This is a genomic window from Nitrosomonas sp. sh817 (assembly GCF_030908545.1).
Classification (GTDB): Bacteria; Pseudomonadota; Gammaproteobacteria; order Burkholderiales; family Nitrosomonadaceae; genus Nitrosomonas.
On record NZ_CP133083.1, the window covers coordinates 2,106,209 to 2,120,899 of the forward strand.

Annotated in this window: 14 protein-coding genes and 1 pseudogene; 11 read left to right on the forward strand and 4 right to left on the reverse strand. The window is 51.6% G+C overall.

Annotation, left to right across the window (positions count from 1 at the left end):
- The first annotated feature begins 37 nt into the window (after positions 1-37).
- From hisA to RBH92_RS09920, 11 genes and pseudogenes are all read left to right on the forward strand, one after another.
- Positions 38-793, forward strand: coding sequence for a 1-(5-phosphoribosyl)-5-[(5-phosphoribosylamino)methylideneamino]imidazole-4-carboxamide isomerase (gene hisA / locus RBH92_RS09870; protein ID WP_292923135.1), 756 nt, complete (start codon positions 38-40; stop codon positions 791-793).
- 66 nt (positions 794-859) lie between these two features.
- Positions 860-1,633, forward strand: coding sequence for an imidazole glycerol phosphate synthase subunit HisF (hisF, locus tag RBH92_RS09875; protein ID WP_307931898.1), 774 nt, complete (start codon positions 860-862; stop codon positions 1,631-1,633).
- Between the two features lie 53 nt (positions 1,634-1,686).
- Positions 1,687-2,079 carry a phosphoribosyl-AMP cyclohydrolase gene (gene hisI / locus RBH92_RS09880; RefSeq protein ID WP_307931899.1) on the forward strand — a complete coding sequence of 131 codons (393 nt, stop codon included), beginning with the start codon at positions 1,687-1,689 and terminating at the stop codon, positions 2,077-2,079.
- Positions 2,076-2,402 carry a phosphoribosyl-ATP diphosphatase gene (locus RBH92_RS09885; RefSeq protein ID WP_307931900.1) on the forward strand — a complete coding sequence of 109 codons (327 nt, stop codon included), beginning with the start codon at positions 2,076-2,078 and terminating at the stop codon, positions 2,400-2,402. Before hisI ends, RBH92_RS09885 begins: the two co-directional genes overlap by 4 nt.
- Before the next feature lie 3 nt (positions 2,403-2,405).
- Positions 2,406-2,756, forward strand: coding sequence for a histidine triad nucleotide-binding protein (locus tag RBH92_RS09890; protein WP_307931901.1), 351 nt, complete (start codon positions 2,406-2,408; stop codon positions 2,754-2,756).
- Positions 2,757-2,788: 32 nt separating this feature from the next.
- Positions 2,789-2,959: pseudogene (tatA, locus tag RBH92_RS09895) on the forward strand (Sec-independent protein translocase subunit TatA); the annotation flags it as partial.
- A 236-nt stretch (positions 2,960-3,195) separates the two neighbouring features.
- Entirely contained in the window at positions 3,196-3,594 is a 399-nt protein-coding gene (gene tatB, locus RBH92_RS09900; protein ID WP_307931902.1) for a Sec-independent protein translocase protein TatB, read from the forward strand.
- A gap of 21 nt (positions 3,595-3,615) precedes the next feature.
- A complete protein-coding gene (tatC, locus tag RBH92_RS09905) occupies positions 3,616-4,407 on the forward strand; it encodes a twin-arginine translocase subunit TatC (RefSeq protein WP_307931903.1) in 792 nt (263 codons plus the stop codon).
- Between the two features lie 119 nt (positions 4,408-4,526).
- On the forward strand, positions 4,527-5,147 hold the full coding sequence (locus RBH92_RS09910; RefSeq protein ID WP_307931904.1) for a hypothetical protein: 621 nt from the start codon (positions 4,527-4,529) through the stop codon (positions 5,145-5,147).
- Positions 5,148-5,186: 39 nt separating this feature from the next.
- Positions 5,187-7,574, forward strand: a complete 2,388-nt coding sequence (locus tag RBH92_RS09915) for a heavy metal translocating P-type ATPase (RefSeq protein WP_489684623.1) — start codon at positions 5,187-5,189, stop codon at positions 7,572-7,574.
- 18 nt (positions 7,575-7,592) lie between these two features.
- Positions 7,593-7,808 carry a heavy-metal-associated domain-containing protein gene (locus RBH92_RS09920; protein ID WP_307931905.1) on the forward strand — a complete coding sequence of 72 codons (216 nt, stop codon included), beginning with the start codon at positions 7,593-7,595 and terminating at the stop codon, positions 7,806-7,808.
- Positions 7,809-8,654: 846 nt separating this feature from the next.
- Here RBH92_RS09920 and RBH92_RS09925 read toward each other — a convergent pair.
- The 4 genes from RBH92_RS09925 to RBH92_RS09940 form a co-directional block, all read right to left on the reverse strand.
- Positions 8,655-9,749 (reverse strand): lipocalin-like domain-containing protein, encoded by a 1,095-nt coding sequence (locus tag RBH92_RS09925; protein ID WP_307931906.1) that lies wholly within the window; start codon positions 9,747-9,749, stop codon positions 8,655-8,657.
- Complete coding sequence (locus RBH92_RS09930; RefSeq protein ID WP_307931907.1) at positions 9,749-12,295, reverse strand: FtsX-like permease family protein; 2,547 nt, start codon at positions 12,293-12,295, stop codon at positions 9,749-9,751. The genes RBH92_RS09925 and RBH92_RS09930 overlap by 1 nt, the downstream gene beginning before the upstream one ends.
- Entirely contained in the window at positions 12,292-12,960 is a 669-nt protein-coding gene (locus RBH92_RS09935) for an ABC transporter ATP-binding protein (RefSeq protein WP_307931908.1), read from the reverse strand. Before RBH92_RS09935 ends, RBH92_RS09930 begins: the two co-directional genes overlap by 4 nt.
- Before the next feature lie 231 nt (positions 12,961-13,191).
- Positions 13,192-14,667 (reverse strand): class I SAM-dependent DNA methyltransferase, encoded by a 1,476-nt coding sequence (locus RBH92_RS09940; protein WP_307931909.1) that lies wholly within the window; start codon positions 14,665-14,667, stop codon positions 13,192-13,194.
- Between the last annotated feature and the right edge of the window lie 24 nt (positions 14,668-14,691).

Consider the following 14,691-nt stretch of genomic DNA (forward strand, 5'->3'; position numbering starts at 1 on the left):
CACTTAACTTTTATCAATTATTAATTATGATTAAGCTATGCTGATTATTCCTGCGATAGATCTTAAAGATGGGCATTGTGTTCGTTTAAAACAGGGTGTCATGGAAGATGCCACGGTATTTTCTGAAAAGCCTGGAGAAATGGCCGCCCATTGGCTCAGTCAAGGCGCGCGCAGACTTCATCTGGTTGATCTGAACGGCGCCTTTGCCGGCAAACCAAGAAACGAAGCAGCCATTCTTGAAATTGTGGAAGCCTTGGATGGTCAAATCCCCATTCAATTGGGCGGCGGGATCCGTGATCTCGATACCATCGAACGTTACCTTGATGATGGCATTACCTACATTATTATCGGCACGGCAGCCATTAAAATTCCTGGATTCCTGCAAGATGCTTGTAATGCCTTCCCGGGGCAAATCATTGTCGGGCTAGATGCAAAAGAAGGGAAAGTAGCCGTTGATGGTTGGTCCAAGATAACTGGTCATGACGTTGTCGACTTGGCCAAAAAGTTTGAAGGCTACGGCGTGGAAGCGATTATTTATACCGATATCGGCAGAGATGGCATGCTCAGCGGCGTTAACATCGAAGCGACGGTTGAATTGGCCAGGGAACTTACGATACCTGTCATCGCCAGCGGCGGCATCACCAACATTCAAGATGTTCATAAATTATGTGAAGTTGAATATGAAGGTATCATGGGCGCTATTACCGGACGCGCCATTTATGAAGGCTCGTTGAATTTCAAGGAAGCCCAGATTCTGGCCGACAAGCTCAGCAGCGAAAATAACATCCCTTAATTAAAAACTCACTTTCCAGTCTTACGCATCGTATCTCTCTTTTTTCAAATACGGCTTTTAAATCAAATGAGCCTCGCTAAACGTATCATTCCTTGTTTGGATGTCACCAACGGACGTGTCGTCAAAGGCATTAATTTTGTGGAGCTCCGCGATGCAGGCGATCCCGTGGAAATTTCCCGCCGCTATGATGAGCAAGGTGCGGACGAATTGACTTTTCTTGACATTACCGCCAGCTCCGATAATCGCGATCTGATTCTTCATATTATCGAAGAAGTAGCAGCACAAGTGTTTATCCCGCTAACGGTTGGCGGAGGCGTGCGGCAAGTGGACGATGTCCGCCGTCTGCTGAACGCCGGAGCTGATAAAGTCAGCATCAACACATCCGCGGTACTGAATCCGCAATTGGTGGCGGACGCATCCGGTCACTACGGTTCGCAATGTATCGTCGTTGCAATTGACGCCAAGCAAGTCAGTTCATCGGATGGTTCGCCGCGCTGGGAGGTTTTTACGCATGGTGGGCGTAAGGCGACGGGTATTGACGCCATCGAATGGGCTCAAAAAATGCAGTCGCTGGGCGCCGGTGAAATATTGCTCACCAGCATGGACAGAGATGGCACACGTAACGGTTTTGACATTGCCCTGACACGCGCGATCGCTGATGCCATCGATATTCCAGTCATCGCCAGCGGCGGAGTCGGTAATTTGGATCATCTCGTCAATGGCATCTTGCAAGGCCATGCCGATGCCGTGCTAGCAGCCAGCATTTTCCATTATGGCGAATATACTATCCAACAGGCCAAACAGTATATGGCGCAACACGGCATTGAAGTACGTTTATAATGCTAGAATTATTGGAATATTTTTGTTTATCAATGCTCGATACTGTCTAAACCATGCATGCTGATACCTGGCTCAACAAGATTAATTGGTCGGAAGATGGATTAGTACCCGTCATCACCCAAGAAGCCGGTAGCGGTAAAATCCTTATGTTTGCCTGGATGAATCGCGATGCGCTTAAAATGACCGTTGAGAAAGGCGAAGCGGTATATTGGTCGCGCTCTCGCAAAAAACTATGGCATAAAGGGGAAGAATCCGGGCACACCCAGAAAGTCAAAGAGATTTATCTGGATTGCGACGAAGATGTATTACTCCTGATGGTCGAGCAAATCGGTGGTATCGCTTGCCATACTGGCCGGCATAACTGTTTCTTCCAGAAACTCGAGGGTGCCGAATGGGTAATCGCAGCGCCTGTACTTAAAGATCCGGAGAAAATTTACTCGAAATGAGCGATATAACCATTCTTCACCGTCTGGCAGAAACGATCGAGTCACGTAAATCCGCTGCCGCCGATAGTTCCTACGTCGCCAAGCTTTTCCATGGCGGACAGGATAAAATCCTTAAAAAAATTGCGGAAGAATCCGCCGAGACATTGATGGCATCAAAAGATGGAGATCGGGACCAAGTCATCTATGAAACCGCCGATCTCTGGTTTCATTGCCTAATTCTGCTCGCTCACCACGGACTCAAACCGGATGATGTATTAAGAGAACTTGAAAGACGGGAAGGTATCTCCGGAATCACCGAAAAGGCATCACGCACAAAGGAGTAATACATGGATAATTGTATTTTCTGCAAAATCGCAAGAAGAGAAATTCCCTCGCACAGAATCTACGAAGATGAAGATATCCTCGCTTTCAATGACATCCATCCGGCCGCTCCCGTGCATTTCCTGCTGATTCCTAAACTGCACATCGAATCCCTTGCTGACATCCAAGAATGTCATCAAGCGTTAATAGGAAAAATGCTACTATTGGCACCAAAGCTTGCTAAAGAACAAGGTTGCGATGATGGTTTCCGCACCATTATCAATACCGGCCGGGTCGGCGGACAAGAAGTATTTCATTTGCATTTTCATGTCATCGGCGGCCGTGAACGATTACCTGGCATGATTCACTACGGCTGATCTATCAGCCCCACGGGATAAAGGAGAAAATAATGGGTACATTCAGTATCTGGCATTGGATTATTGTACTGATCATTGTTGCTCTGGTATTCGGTACCAAAAAATTGCGTAATCTTGGCAGTGATCTCGGAAGCGCCATCAAAGGATTCAAAGACGGCATGAAAGAATCGGAAGCCGATAAATCTTCGCAATCCGAACAAGCAGTGATTGAAGTCTCAACCATCAAAGACGCTACCTTCCAGACACCCAATGAAAATAAAACTGGCGCAGCAGCCGGGCGTCAGGCATCGCAACATGCCGCTAATATCAACCCGGCGGCGAGCACCGATGCCGGGGATAAAATCGATTCCAAATCCTAGCGGCCTGTATGTGTTGAGGTCATATTCCGCAACACCTGAATCCACGGCGTCACCCGCTATCATTCTGGTTAAGAAAAATCATGTTTGACATTAGTTTCATGGAGTTACTGGTTATCTCGATGGTCGCGTTGATTGTAATCGGGCCGGAGCGGTTACCAGCCGTCGCCCGCACAATCGGTCATTTATATGGACGCTGCCGCAGCTTCGTTTATAGCATCCGGACGGATATCCACAACGAAATGCGCATGGAAGAATTAAAAAAAATGCATCATTCCATGCAGGACACGGTCAATACTATTGAAGACTCCGTCCAGCAGCATGCGGATCAGCTGAAAACGACCATTGACGATGGCATAAGCGAACAACAATCGTCCGTTGATCAGGCCTTGCAAGATACCGATGCCGGGTCTCCTCGACCACGCACTGACGACACCTCCGCACCCCCCATTAACTCCGTTGAAAATAACAAGAACCATTGAAATCATCCGGCCGCAATCACCATGCTTGAAGGTTCATTCTTATCTCATCTAGTCGAATTACGCGCCAGAATCATACGCAGCCTAGGTGTATTGCTGATCGGTTTTTTGCCGTGCGCTTTCTTTGCGCGTGAACTTTATACGCTATTGGCGCAACCATTACTCGAAAAACTGCCCCAAGGCGGGCAAATGATCGCTACTGATGTCGCAACTCCTTTCTTTGTGCCCATGCAAGTTGCGATGATGCTGGCATTCGTCATTACGCTGCCTCATACCCTGTACCAAATCTGGGCTTTCGTTGCGCCCGGACTTTATACGCATGAAAAACGCCTGGCGCTGCCGGTCGTTATCGGCAGCAGCCTGCTGTTTTTCCTGGGAATGGCGTTTGCTTACTTTGCCGCACTACCGGTGGTTTTTGAATTCATAACTTATTTTGCCCCGGATGGTGTTGCCGTAATGACGGATATCAGTAAATACCTCAGCTTTGTTTTATCGATGTTTATTGCTTTCGGCGTTACGTTTGAAGTTCCGGTATTCGTCATTGTGCTGGTCCGGACAGGTGTTATCACGGTTGAAAAACTCAAAGAAATACGCCCCTATGTGATCGTCGGTGCGTTCGTTATCGCGGCTATCTTCACGCCACCGGATGTCATTTCGCAATTCATGCTCGCTGTACCTTTGTGTCTTCTCTACGAATTGGGCATTTTCATCGCCATGATGATGGCGAAGCAACAATCAGAAAAAATGCCGTCAGAGCCGCAGCAACCGGAAAAAAACCGTCTTGATCACGAAGACTCATCCCGGAAAGAAGATTGATATCCCGTTCGGTAGCTGCCCCGCGAACGCTTCATGGATGCCGTTAAAGTGAAACCATCCGGTTGGTAACGAATCCAATATAATTATTGTCGTAACGCCCAACGGAATGGTGATTAATAATGCCGATTATTTGTAATGCAATTATCGCGAAGCAAACAGCAATCACATTGATTCTCACGGTCATGGCTACTGCCATTGCGGTAGCGCAGCAGCCGGTCAGTGAATCATCTCAGCATCCGCTCCCCCAGTCACAAAGCCCAATGCAGCAACCCATACCGGCAACCCCGCCCGGCACCGACAAGCCGCCCCGAGCAGTCCATCGCATCGGAACGGCCATTGGTGCGCCGCGCAACAGTGTCAGCATTAAAAGTACCGATGCTGGCATCATCCATCGGCAACCGCCGGCAGCCGGATGCAGCAACTGCGGCATTGTCAATTTCGTTAATAGAATTGGGCAAGGTCCGGGACTCAATGCCATTGCAGGCGGAATCGTAGCCGGCACCATTGCACGTGAAGTTCTGCAGCAATCGCAGCACCATCCGGGAATAATCCACCCGGAAACCGGAGACCATCACCCTATTAATCCCGGCGGAAATATCGCCGCCCCTGGGAACATTTATCAGATCGGCGTAACCATGAGCGACGGCAGGCAAGCAGTCGTTAATCTGCCGGACGCAACCCATTTTCAACAAGGGGACCGGGTGAAATGGGTGGATGGCGCGCTGGTTCTTGACCGCTAAGCTAGTCTTTCTTAACGCAAGGTTTGATTTGGAAAATCCGTGAACTCACCAACGCTCAAACACATTGAATTATGCATCGAAGGCATGACGTGCGCGGCTTGCGCTTCGCGCATCGAAAAGAATTTGAACAAACTCTCCAGTGTTCAAGCAGCTGTTAATTTTGCCAATGAAAAAGCGCTTGTAAATTATGACGAGAGTCAGGTAAATGCGAGCACACTGATTCAAGCGATCGAAAAAGCCGGCTTCCATGTCACGCCACGTTCAGTGCAACTGCAAATCCAAAAAATGACATGCGCAGCTTGCGCGGGTCATATTGAAAAAGCGCTTAACAAACTGCCGGGCGTCACCGCCACAGTCAACGTAGCCACAGAAATCGCCCGGGTTAATTTCATGCCGGGTGCCGTGACAGTCCAGCAATTAATCGACGCGGTTGTAAAGGCTGGCTACGGAGCCAGCGAAATCAGCGAAAATACGCACGCCGAACAAAAGGTCAGACGAGAAGCTGCTTATCAAACAGAATTACGTTTATTCCAGATCTCGGCAATCCTCACATTGCCGCTGGTTTTGCAAATGGGCGCGATGTTTACCGGTCACGACATGGATTTATTGCCGCGATGGTTGCAATGGCTACTGGCTACCCCGGTGCAATTCTGGATCGGACGCCGGTTTTATATCGGTGGCTGGCATGCGCTGCGAGGCGGTGGCGCCAACATGGATGTACTGGTCGCATTGGGAACCAGCATGGCCTACTTCTTCAGTGCGGCAGTTACAATATTCGGATTGAATCAGCATGTCTATTTTGAAGCCAGCGCTGCCATCATCACTTTAGTATTGCTAGGCAAATTAATGGAAGCGCGCGCCAAGAGCAAGACTTCCGAAGCTATCGAGGCATTGATCAGACTACAACCCAAAACCGCTCGTATCGAACGTCATGGCGAAATTATCGAAGTACCAGCCAGCAGTTTACAAGTCAACGATATTTTCTTAGTGCGCGCTGGAGAAAATTTTCCCGTCGATGGGGTTGTCGTCGAGGGATCATCCGATGTCAATGAATCGATGCTTACAGGAGAAAGCCTGCCCGTCAGCAAACGAGCGGGCGCCAAAATTTTCGCCGCCACGCAGAATCAGCAGGGATTTCTTAAATGCCGCGCCACTGGTGTCGGCACGCAAACACAGCTGGCGGCCATTATCCATTTAGTCGAAGAAGCGCAAGGCTCCAAAGCGCCGATCCAGCGCATGGCGGATACCATTTCGGGAATATTCGTACCGATTGTAGTGATTATCAGTTTCTTCACTTTTGCAATTACCGGGTGGCTCACCGGAGATTTTGTAACCGCGCTCATTCACGCAGTTTCAGTTCTCGTCATCGCTTGCCCTTGCGCGCTTGGGCTAGCCACGCCGACTGCCATTATGGTCGGCACAGGGCGTGGCGCGCAAACCGGGGTACTGGTTAAAAATGCTGCAGCCTTGGAGCACGCTGAAAAAATTCAAACCGTCGTCGTTGACAAAACCGGCACACTGACCGAAGGAAAACCGGAAGTAACGGACATTGTTCCCGCTGATACGCATCATTCATTAGACTTGCTGCGTATTGCAGCTTCCCTGGAACAAGGCTCGGAGCACCCCTTGGCCCGCGCGATTCTCGATCACGCCAAGAAAATGCAGCTAACGCTGCAATCGATTCAAGATTTTGCTGCAATTACGGGCGGCGGCGTTACCGCGCAGATCGAAAGTATCCACTATCTGATCGGCTCCCCCAAATTACTGAAGCAGCATGGCGTTGATGCAGATGAACAGCAAATCAATCACTTGCAAGCTGAAGGAAAAACCGTAATCGGTGTTGCCGAAATTTCCACTGGCAAAGTTCTCGGTTATCTCGCCATAGCCGACCGCCTGCGCGCCACTTCCCGCCGTGCTGTGGAGCGGCTGCAATCGCTGGGAATTGAAGTCGTCATGTTGACCGGGGATAACGCTATAACCGCCGCAGCGATCGCTCAGGAAGCCGGAATTACAAAATTTCAGGCAGAAGTTTTGCCGGCCGATAAGGCCTCCGCTGTTAAGACCATCAAAGCCAGCGGCCAATTCACCGCCATGGTCGGTGACGGCATTAACGATGCGCCAGCGCTTGCTGCCGCAGATGTTGGTTTTGCCATCGGCGCCGGATCGGATGTTGCGATTGAAGCTGCCGACATCACACTGGTGCGTAATGATCTGATGAGCGTGGCTGACGCCATCTCGCTGTCGCGCGCAACGCTAAGAAAAATCCGTCAGAATCTTTTCTTTGCATTTGTATACAATACGCTGGGAATTCCGTTAGCGGCAATAGGCATGCTTAATCCCGTGATTGCCGGCGCCGCCATGGCTATGAGTTCCGTATCGGTTGTCAGCAATTCATTGCTTTTGAAACGCTGGCAACCGCAACATTAGAAAAATTTCAGGGAAATTATGACATTGGAAACAGCTACCATCAAAATCAAAGGCATGACATGCATGGGTTGTGTTAACAGCATCAAAAACGTCCTATCGAACGTACCGGGCGTAACCCAGATTGAAGCGACTCTCGAGCCTCCTCAAGCAATAGTCCATTTCGATTCGGCGGTTACGAAACTCGATCGGCTCAAAGACGCGATTACGGATGCCGGGTTTGAAGTTGTTGATTGACAGAAAGCAATTCGGCTGACTTTCCTTAAACTATTCCTATATCCGGCATTGATTATGTTTTTACCCTGTTGGTTAAAAACAATGATCAGATAAACCGGATTAATGCCTCCAGTAATATCCGTTTAACATCCGTTTTCATGGAAGAGCTTCCCCCAGAAAACGTGAATGGATAATTACCGTTTAAATGGATTTAAGGAAAATATCAGTCAGCGGAAAATGAAATGCCCGGTTATCAGAAAAATTCAAACTACTGATAACTGGGCATTTTAATTATTATTTTTGAAAACATTTGACTGATTCAGCCCTGTTTTTTTGATTTATGTCGGTGGCAATTTTAGCTGCGTGACACAACTTAAAACTTAACCACCTGAGGGCGCTGAAAGGTATTCAGTCTATAAAACAAAGTAAACGACTGCGCCAATAGCGACAAAAGCTGCTGTAGAAATGAAGAACAATCTCAGAACTTGTGCGTCTGTTTCTCTTCTATTAACTTCACCCATATTAATCTCCTTATTTAAGCTATTCCATTTATCAAACTAATGCCGATGAGTTCATCAGCTCCCTTCTTGCACGATCATAAAATTATGATTGTGAATCCAATCTCTGTTCCCCAGACTTACTATTAAAGCAAACTCTGTAACTAGAACCGAGCAGTATATCCGCAATCATCCAGTTTTCCAGATCACTGCGTCTGCCGATTCTAACTCACATTTAACAACAATGAAAGTATTGAAATTGCGGATATCCCGAAAATTCGTAAAAAACTCATGCCACCCTATTCTCTTCCATCCGGAATGCTCTGGCTAAACCACCTATTCCCCAGCGCCAAAGATGTGCAAGACAGCCTTACAGTGATAAAGCTCTCGCGTAGCCGGTAAGTTCCAGATAACCGCGCCCGGCGGGCTGCCGATCCCTGGTCAGCGTCACCGCCCCTTCCCAATACACGGTCGCAGTCGATTGACGGGAATCCAGTTCTTGATCGTCCAGCAACGGCGTTAAATGCCATTCGATATCGCCGGTGCGAACGCGCATTTCAACCGGATACTCCGCGTCGGTATGCGGCGATCGCCAGGTACGCACTGGCGTGAAATTCACTTGTTCCGGATCGAACAACGTCAAATTTCCGGATGCATCGCGCAACGCTGCGTAGGCCCAGACTTTACCGCCTTCTTTGGCGCGGATCTGGAACGCCATCAGCGCCGAGCCGTCATCCAAATTAGCGCCAACCCAATCCCAGCCGTCGGCATCCGGATCGAGATACGCCGTTGACCATTCGTGATCCAGCCAGGCGCTGCCCTTAACCGTGACCGGCTTACCATCGCGAAACACGGTGCCGCTCACGTTCAAATGCGGTTCGCTGTAGTAATAGCTGGCTTGTTCCGGTTTCGGCCCTTTACGCGAGAAACCGTTTTGATCTTGCAGCAACGGGCTTTGCGTCGGCGCCAGATCGAGCCGCAAACCGAATTCGCCGTCCTGCATATCGACAGCATAACGGCCATCGGCTTGCCGCACCAATGTCCAATCATCCAGTTTCACATCAGTATCGCCTTGCTTGCTGTAGGCCATCCCGAATCCTTCCCGTACCGTACGTTCACGATGCATCAGTTTACCAGCCGCCGGATCGGACAACGCCAAATGCGCGATAATCAAATACTTCGCAGCAAAGCGGCTGGGATTGTCATGGTTCACATCGGTCGCATAGCGGAAAAAAGTCACTTGAAACCCGAGCGGCTTGCGATCTTCCGTTTCCAGCCAGCCGGTGATATACCACCATTCGATGCGGAAATCCTCATGCGCACCGAAATCCAGAGGGAAAGAAAGCTGATAATCGGGTGTTACCGGCTTCAACCGGTTCGATTGGGCAAGCGCTTCCAAACCGGTCAAATTAAGAATCAGCAGTAGCAAAGCAATCCAAGGGTTCATCAACATTTTACGTATCATTACCAATCCTCCCGAACCGCGCGGACCACTTGCGCCGAAACCGCCCGGCGACCGGACACTACCGCTGTTAAAGCCGCGGCAACCAGCAAGATTGCGGCAACTGAAGCCAACCAAGGCCACGGCATATGAATCGGCATGGTCCAATGGAAAGACTGCGGATTCACGATAAATACCAGAATCAAGCTGATCGCCCATCCCAGTAAAAAACCCAGTATGATGCCCAGCACCGTCAACAATCCGCCTTCCACCCCCAGCAGCGCCAACACTTGCCGCCGTTGCACACCGATATGCCGCAGCATGCCGAATTCCTTGATACGCGCCAAAATTTGCGCGGAGAAACTCGCCGCGACACCGAGCAAACCGATTACGACCGCGATCATCTCCAGCAAGTACGTCACCGCGAAGCTGCGGTCAAAAATTTCCAAGCTCAACGCGCGCATATCGCTCGAACTGGAAATCTCCAAAGCGGAGCCGAACGCCAATTGCCGCAACGCCGCGATGGCTTGATCGGCGGTAACGCCGGGCTGCAGCCAGGCCGCAACGGTATTGACGCTCATATCGCCGGTCAATGCTTGATAATCCGCCAGCAGCATTTGCACCGCGCCAAATTGCCGGCCGTAATCGCGCCAGACACCGGCCACCAGAAATTCGTTGAACCCCTCACCCACCGGCAACCGCACGCGCTCACCGGTTTTATAGCCGTATAAATCCACCATCGCTTCCGAAACCCATACCGGCATGACGTGATCCGGAATCGTTCCCGGCGTCAGTATATCGCCGGTCATCGGCAGCGTGTTACGCGGATCGGCGCGATCCACCGGACGGGCGAACAAGGTGATATCCGGCCGGCCCGGATCCAAAGTCAGTTGCCGGGTGCGAAACAGATCGACACGTTGAAAATCCGGCAACGCTTTGATCTGTTGCTGCGCATCCGCCAGCAATCCGCCTTGATCGCCACTTACCGCCGTGCGCACATACAAATCCGCCGGCAACACCTGCACCAGCCACTGATCAATGGAAACACGGAAGCTGGTCACCATGATCGCCATCGCCACCATCAGGCTAAAACTTGCCAAAATACCGCCCAGCGCGACAGCCGCTTGATTCGGCGCGTGCGCCAGGCGCGCCAGCGCCAGCATCCCTACCGCGTTCGGCCTGGCCGGCTGACACTTCAATAAATAAGTGAATAGATGTGCGGTCAGGTACGGCATCAATGCAATACCGCCAATCAGCAACTGCGAAATCGCCAGATAACCGAAAACCGGCAACTCAAAAACCGGCGGCAGTTGCGTAAATATCAGCGCAGTCGCCAAGCATATCAGCGCGAACCAAGGCGCCGACAATCGCGCCATCGCCGTATCCTCGCTGCCGGAGCGCAGCGCCAACGCCGGTTTGGCGCGCGACGCCTCCAGCGCCGGTGCAATATTACCCAGCAACGTCACCGAAACGCCGACACCGAAAAATAGCAACGCCAACGCTGGATCCAGATGAATGCCCGGTTTCACACCGGGGAAAAAGTTCGTACCCAGATCGCCGCCCAGCAATTGAATCGCCGATACCGCAACCCCATAACCCAAAGCCAGCCCCAATGCCGAGCCGGTCACACCGAGCGCGAGACCTTCGGTAATCACCTGCCGTAACAATTGCCGGCGGGTATAACCCAGCACCCGCAGCAATGCAAATTGCTGACGCCGGCGCACCACCGACAATGCTTGCGTGGAAAACACCAAAAACGTGCCGGTAAACAATGCTACCAGCGCCAGCATGTTCAAATTGACACGGTACGCACGCGACATGTTGGCGATGCGTTGTTCTTGATCGGTTTGCTCGGTAACGATGAATGCCTCGCCCAGCTCACCGGAGAGTTTCGCCTTGAAAGCTGCATGATTGACACCGTTTTCCAGCTTCAACTCGATGCGCGACAACACGCCCAATTGCTGAAAACGCCACTGCATCGCGCCGATGTCCATCACCGCAATCCGCTGTCCGGCGCGCGCCCTGACCAAACCGCCGGCCACCCGCAGCGTAACGGTCTCCAATCCGGCATGCAGCTCCAAATAATCATGCTGTTGCACTTGCAGCCACTCCATCGCAGCCGGCGACAGAAAAATTGTATCGCTCGCAAACCGGTCGAGCGACTTGCCCTCTTCCGGCAAGCCGACCAAATCGGGCGCAATCGCCATCGCCCGTAACATATCGATACCCATGATTTTCAGGCGGTGATCGTTGCGGTTCTGCTGTTTGCCGGGCACGGCCACATCCAGTTCCAGCACCGGGTTGGCAAGCTGCACACCGTCATGACCGGCGAGCCGCGGATACAGCATTTCGTCGAAAAAACCGCTGCGGCCATGCACTTGCAAATCGGATTCCCCGGATAAGCTCTTGCTGGCGGCGGAAAATTCGTTGAACGCAGCGGTATTGATCAAGTGAATCGAAAACGCCATGGCAACACCGGTTGCGATTGCCAGTAACGCCACCAGAATCTGCAGCCAATGCGCGCGCCATTCGCCCCACAACAGCCAGCGCGAAAGTGTTGCCGCGTTCATCGTTGGTGACCCCGCTCGACCGGCTGCAACCCCGCTTTGGTCAGTTGCAGCAACCGGTCTGCGGTTGCCGCGGCCGCATGCGAATGCGTCACCAGGATGCCCATCGCGCCGTTGGCTTTGATTTCATGGCGGATCAACTGCAGAATCTCGTGCGCGGTATCGGGGTCGAGATTACCGGTCGGCTCGTCGGCCAGCACCAGCTTGGGCCGGTGAATCAACGCCCGCGCAATCGCCACGCGCTGCAACTCACCGCCCGACAACTGGCGCGGAAAATCATCGCCGCGGCCCTGCAAACCGACTTGTTCCAGCATCTGCGCGACACGCTCCGTGGCTTCGCTGCCGTTCAACAACAACGGCAACGCGATATTCTGCGCCAGCGTCAAATGCGGCAGCACATGAAACGCCTGAAAAATAAATCCGAACTGCTCGCGCCGCAATTTTGTCGCGGCATCGTCGTCAAGCGAAGAAATCGCCACGCCGTTGATCATAATCTCCCCCGAATCCGGCGTATCCAGCCCGGCGATCAGGTTCAGCAACGTCGACTTGCCGACCCCCGATTCACCCATGACGGCGACGTACTCACCCGCGTTCAACGTGTAATTCAAACCGGCCAGCACTTTCCGGCCTCCGGTGTAACCCTTGGTAATATTGCGTAATTCCAGCATAATTTTCTCGTGACACCACAACAATTCATTGACATTGGATGACCGGACACAGCGCAAAATAAAACCTCACATGCCTGCCGTGACCGGACTAAGCTTAACTGTACCATGTAACCATGTTTTTTTTAGAAGTCAAATTTGAGAGGCGGGTCACAGCGTGGGTTAATGCGCCATATCAATCAGAACGCAAAAATGCGCATTCAATCAAGATACAATTCGGGTACCGTTAGGGAATTATTCCAGCTTGCCTGCAATATCGCGAAAGCTGTTCAATGCAGCCTCCAGGTTTTCGATGATGTCACCGACCAACTCATCCGGCTCCGGCAAGTTATCGAGATCGGACAGGCTCTTATCCTTGATCCAGAAAATATCCAGACTGATTTTGTCGCGCGCCATGATTTGCTCGAAGCTGTATTTGCGCCAGCGGCCTTCGGGGTTTTGTTCGCCCCAGGTTTCCTTCCGCTGGTGGCGGTTTTGCGGGTGATAACAAGCGATAAAATCCTGTAAATCCTCAAAGCGCAGCGGTTTCTTTTTCAGCGTATGGTGAATGTTGGTGCGGTAATCGTAATACCAGACTTCCCTGGTCCACGGCGTTTTACTGGCTTCGCGGTTATCGAAAAACAGCACGTTCGCCTTCACGCCGTTGGCGTAGAAAATACCGGTGGGCAGCCGCAAAATGGTGTGCAAATCGGTGGTCTCGAGCAATTTCCGCCGCACCGTTTCACCCGCGCCGCCTTCAAACAGCACGTTATCCGGCACCACCACGGCGGCTTTGCCGGTGGTTTTCAACATGGTGCGGATATGCTGCACGAAATTGAGCTGCTTGTTCGCCGTGGTCGCCCAGAAATCCTGCCGGTTGTAGGTCAGATCGTCTTTTTCCTGCTCGCCTTCCTCGTTGGTGAAACTCATCGCGCTTTTCTTGCCGAACGGCGGATTCGCCAGCACGTAATCGAAGCGCTTGCCGGAATCGGCCACCAGCGCATCATTCGGGGAAATCATGCTGTCGCCGTCGATCTCGCCGATGTTGTGCAGAAACATGTTCATCAACGCCAGACGCCGCGTATTGGCGACAATTTCGTTACCGTAAAACGTCTCGTGCTTCAGAAACGCTTTCTGCGTTTTATCCAGCGCGTATTCGCCCACCAGAAAATCGTATGCCGCCAAAAAGAAACCGCCGGTGCCGCACGCCGGATCGGCAATGGACTTGCCCGGCTCCGGCCGCATACAAGCCACCATCGCTTTAATCAACGCGCGCGGCGTGAAATATTGCCCCGCGCCGGATTTGGTATCTTCGGCGTTGCGCTCCAGCAACCCCTCGTAAATATCGCCTTTCACATCCGCACCCATCGTCACCCATTGGGTTTCGTTGACCATATCGATCAGGCGGTACAACTTGGCCGGATCCTGAATCTTGTTCTGTGCTTTGGTGAAAATCTGTCCCAGCATCCCCGGCAGCTTGCCCAGCTCCATCAGCAGCGCCACGTAATGCACCTCCAGCTCCGCGCCGCGCTTCGCTTTCAAACTTTGCCAGTTGTACTCAGCGGGAATGCCGACTTGGCGGTTATACGGCGGCTGGCTGTACTCATCCGCCATTTTCAGGAAAATCAGATAGGTGAGCTGCTCCAGGTAATCGCCATAACCCACGCCATCGTCTTTCAGAACTGTACAAAAACTCCAGACTTTGGAAACGATCGATGCGGTTGCGTTCATACCGAGACCCTCAGCAAGTCAGTA

Bases quoted from the DNA above. Each gene is read 5' to 3' on its own strand.
- RBH92_RS09920 (WP_307931905.1), top strand. From the start codon at position 7,593: ATGACATTGGAAACAGCTACCATCAAAATCAAAGGCATGACATGCATG.
- RBH92_RS09910 (WP_307931904.1), top strand. From the start codon at position 4,527: ATGCCGATTATTTGTAATGCAATTATCGCGAAGCAAACAGCAATCACA.
- tatB (WP_307931902.1), top strand. From the start codon at position 3,196: ATGTTTGACATTAGTTTCATGGAGTTACTGGTTATCTCGATGGTCGCG.
- RBH92_RS09940 (WP_307931909.1), bottom strand. From the start codon at position 14,667: ATGAACGCAACCGCATCGATCGTTTCCAAAGTCTGGAGTTTTTGTACA.
- RBH92_RS09925 (WP_307931906.1), bottom strand. From the start codon at position 9,749: ATGATACGTAAAATGTTGATGAACCCTTGGATTGCTTTGCTACTGCTG.
- tatC (WP_307931903.1), top strand. From the start codon at position 3,616: ATGCTTGAAGGTTCATTCTTATCTCATCTAGTCGAATTACGCGCCAGA.
- RBH92_RS09885 (WP_307931900.1), top strand. From the start codon at position 2,076: ATGAGCGATATAACCATTCTTCACCGTCTGGCAGAAACGATCGAGTCA.
- hisA (WP_292923135.1), top strand. From the start codon at position 38: ATGCTGATTATTCCTGCGATAGATCTTAAAGATGGGCATTGTGTTCGT.
- hisF (WP_307931898.1), top strand. From the start codon at position 860: ATGAGCCTCGCTAAACGTATCATTCCTTGTTTGGATGTCACCAACGGA.
- RBH92_RS09890 (WP_307931901.1), top strand. From the start codon at position 2,406: ATGGATAATTGTATTTTCTGCAAAATCGCAAGAAGAGAAATTCCCTCG.
- hisI (WP_307931899.1), top strand. From the start codon at position 1,687: ATGCATGCTGATACCTGGCTCAACAAGATTAATTGGTCGGAAGATGGA.
- RBH92_RS09935 (WP_307931908.1), bottom strand. From the start codon at position 12,960: ATGCTGGAATTACGCAATATTACCAAGGGTTACACCGGAGGCCGGAAA.
- RBH92_RS09930 (WP_307931907.1), bottom strand. From the start codon at position 12,295: ATGAACGCGGCAACACTTTCGCGCTGGCTGTTGTGGGGCGAATGGCGC.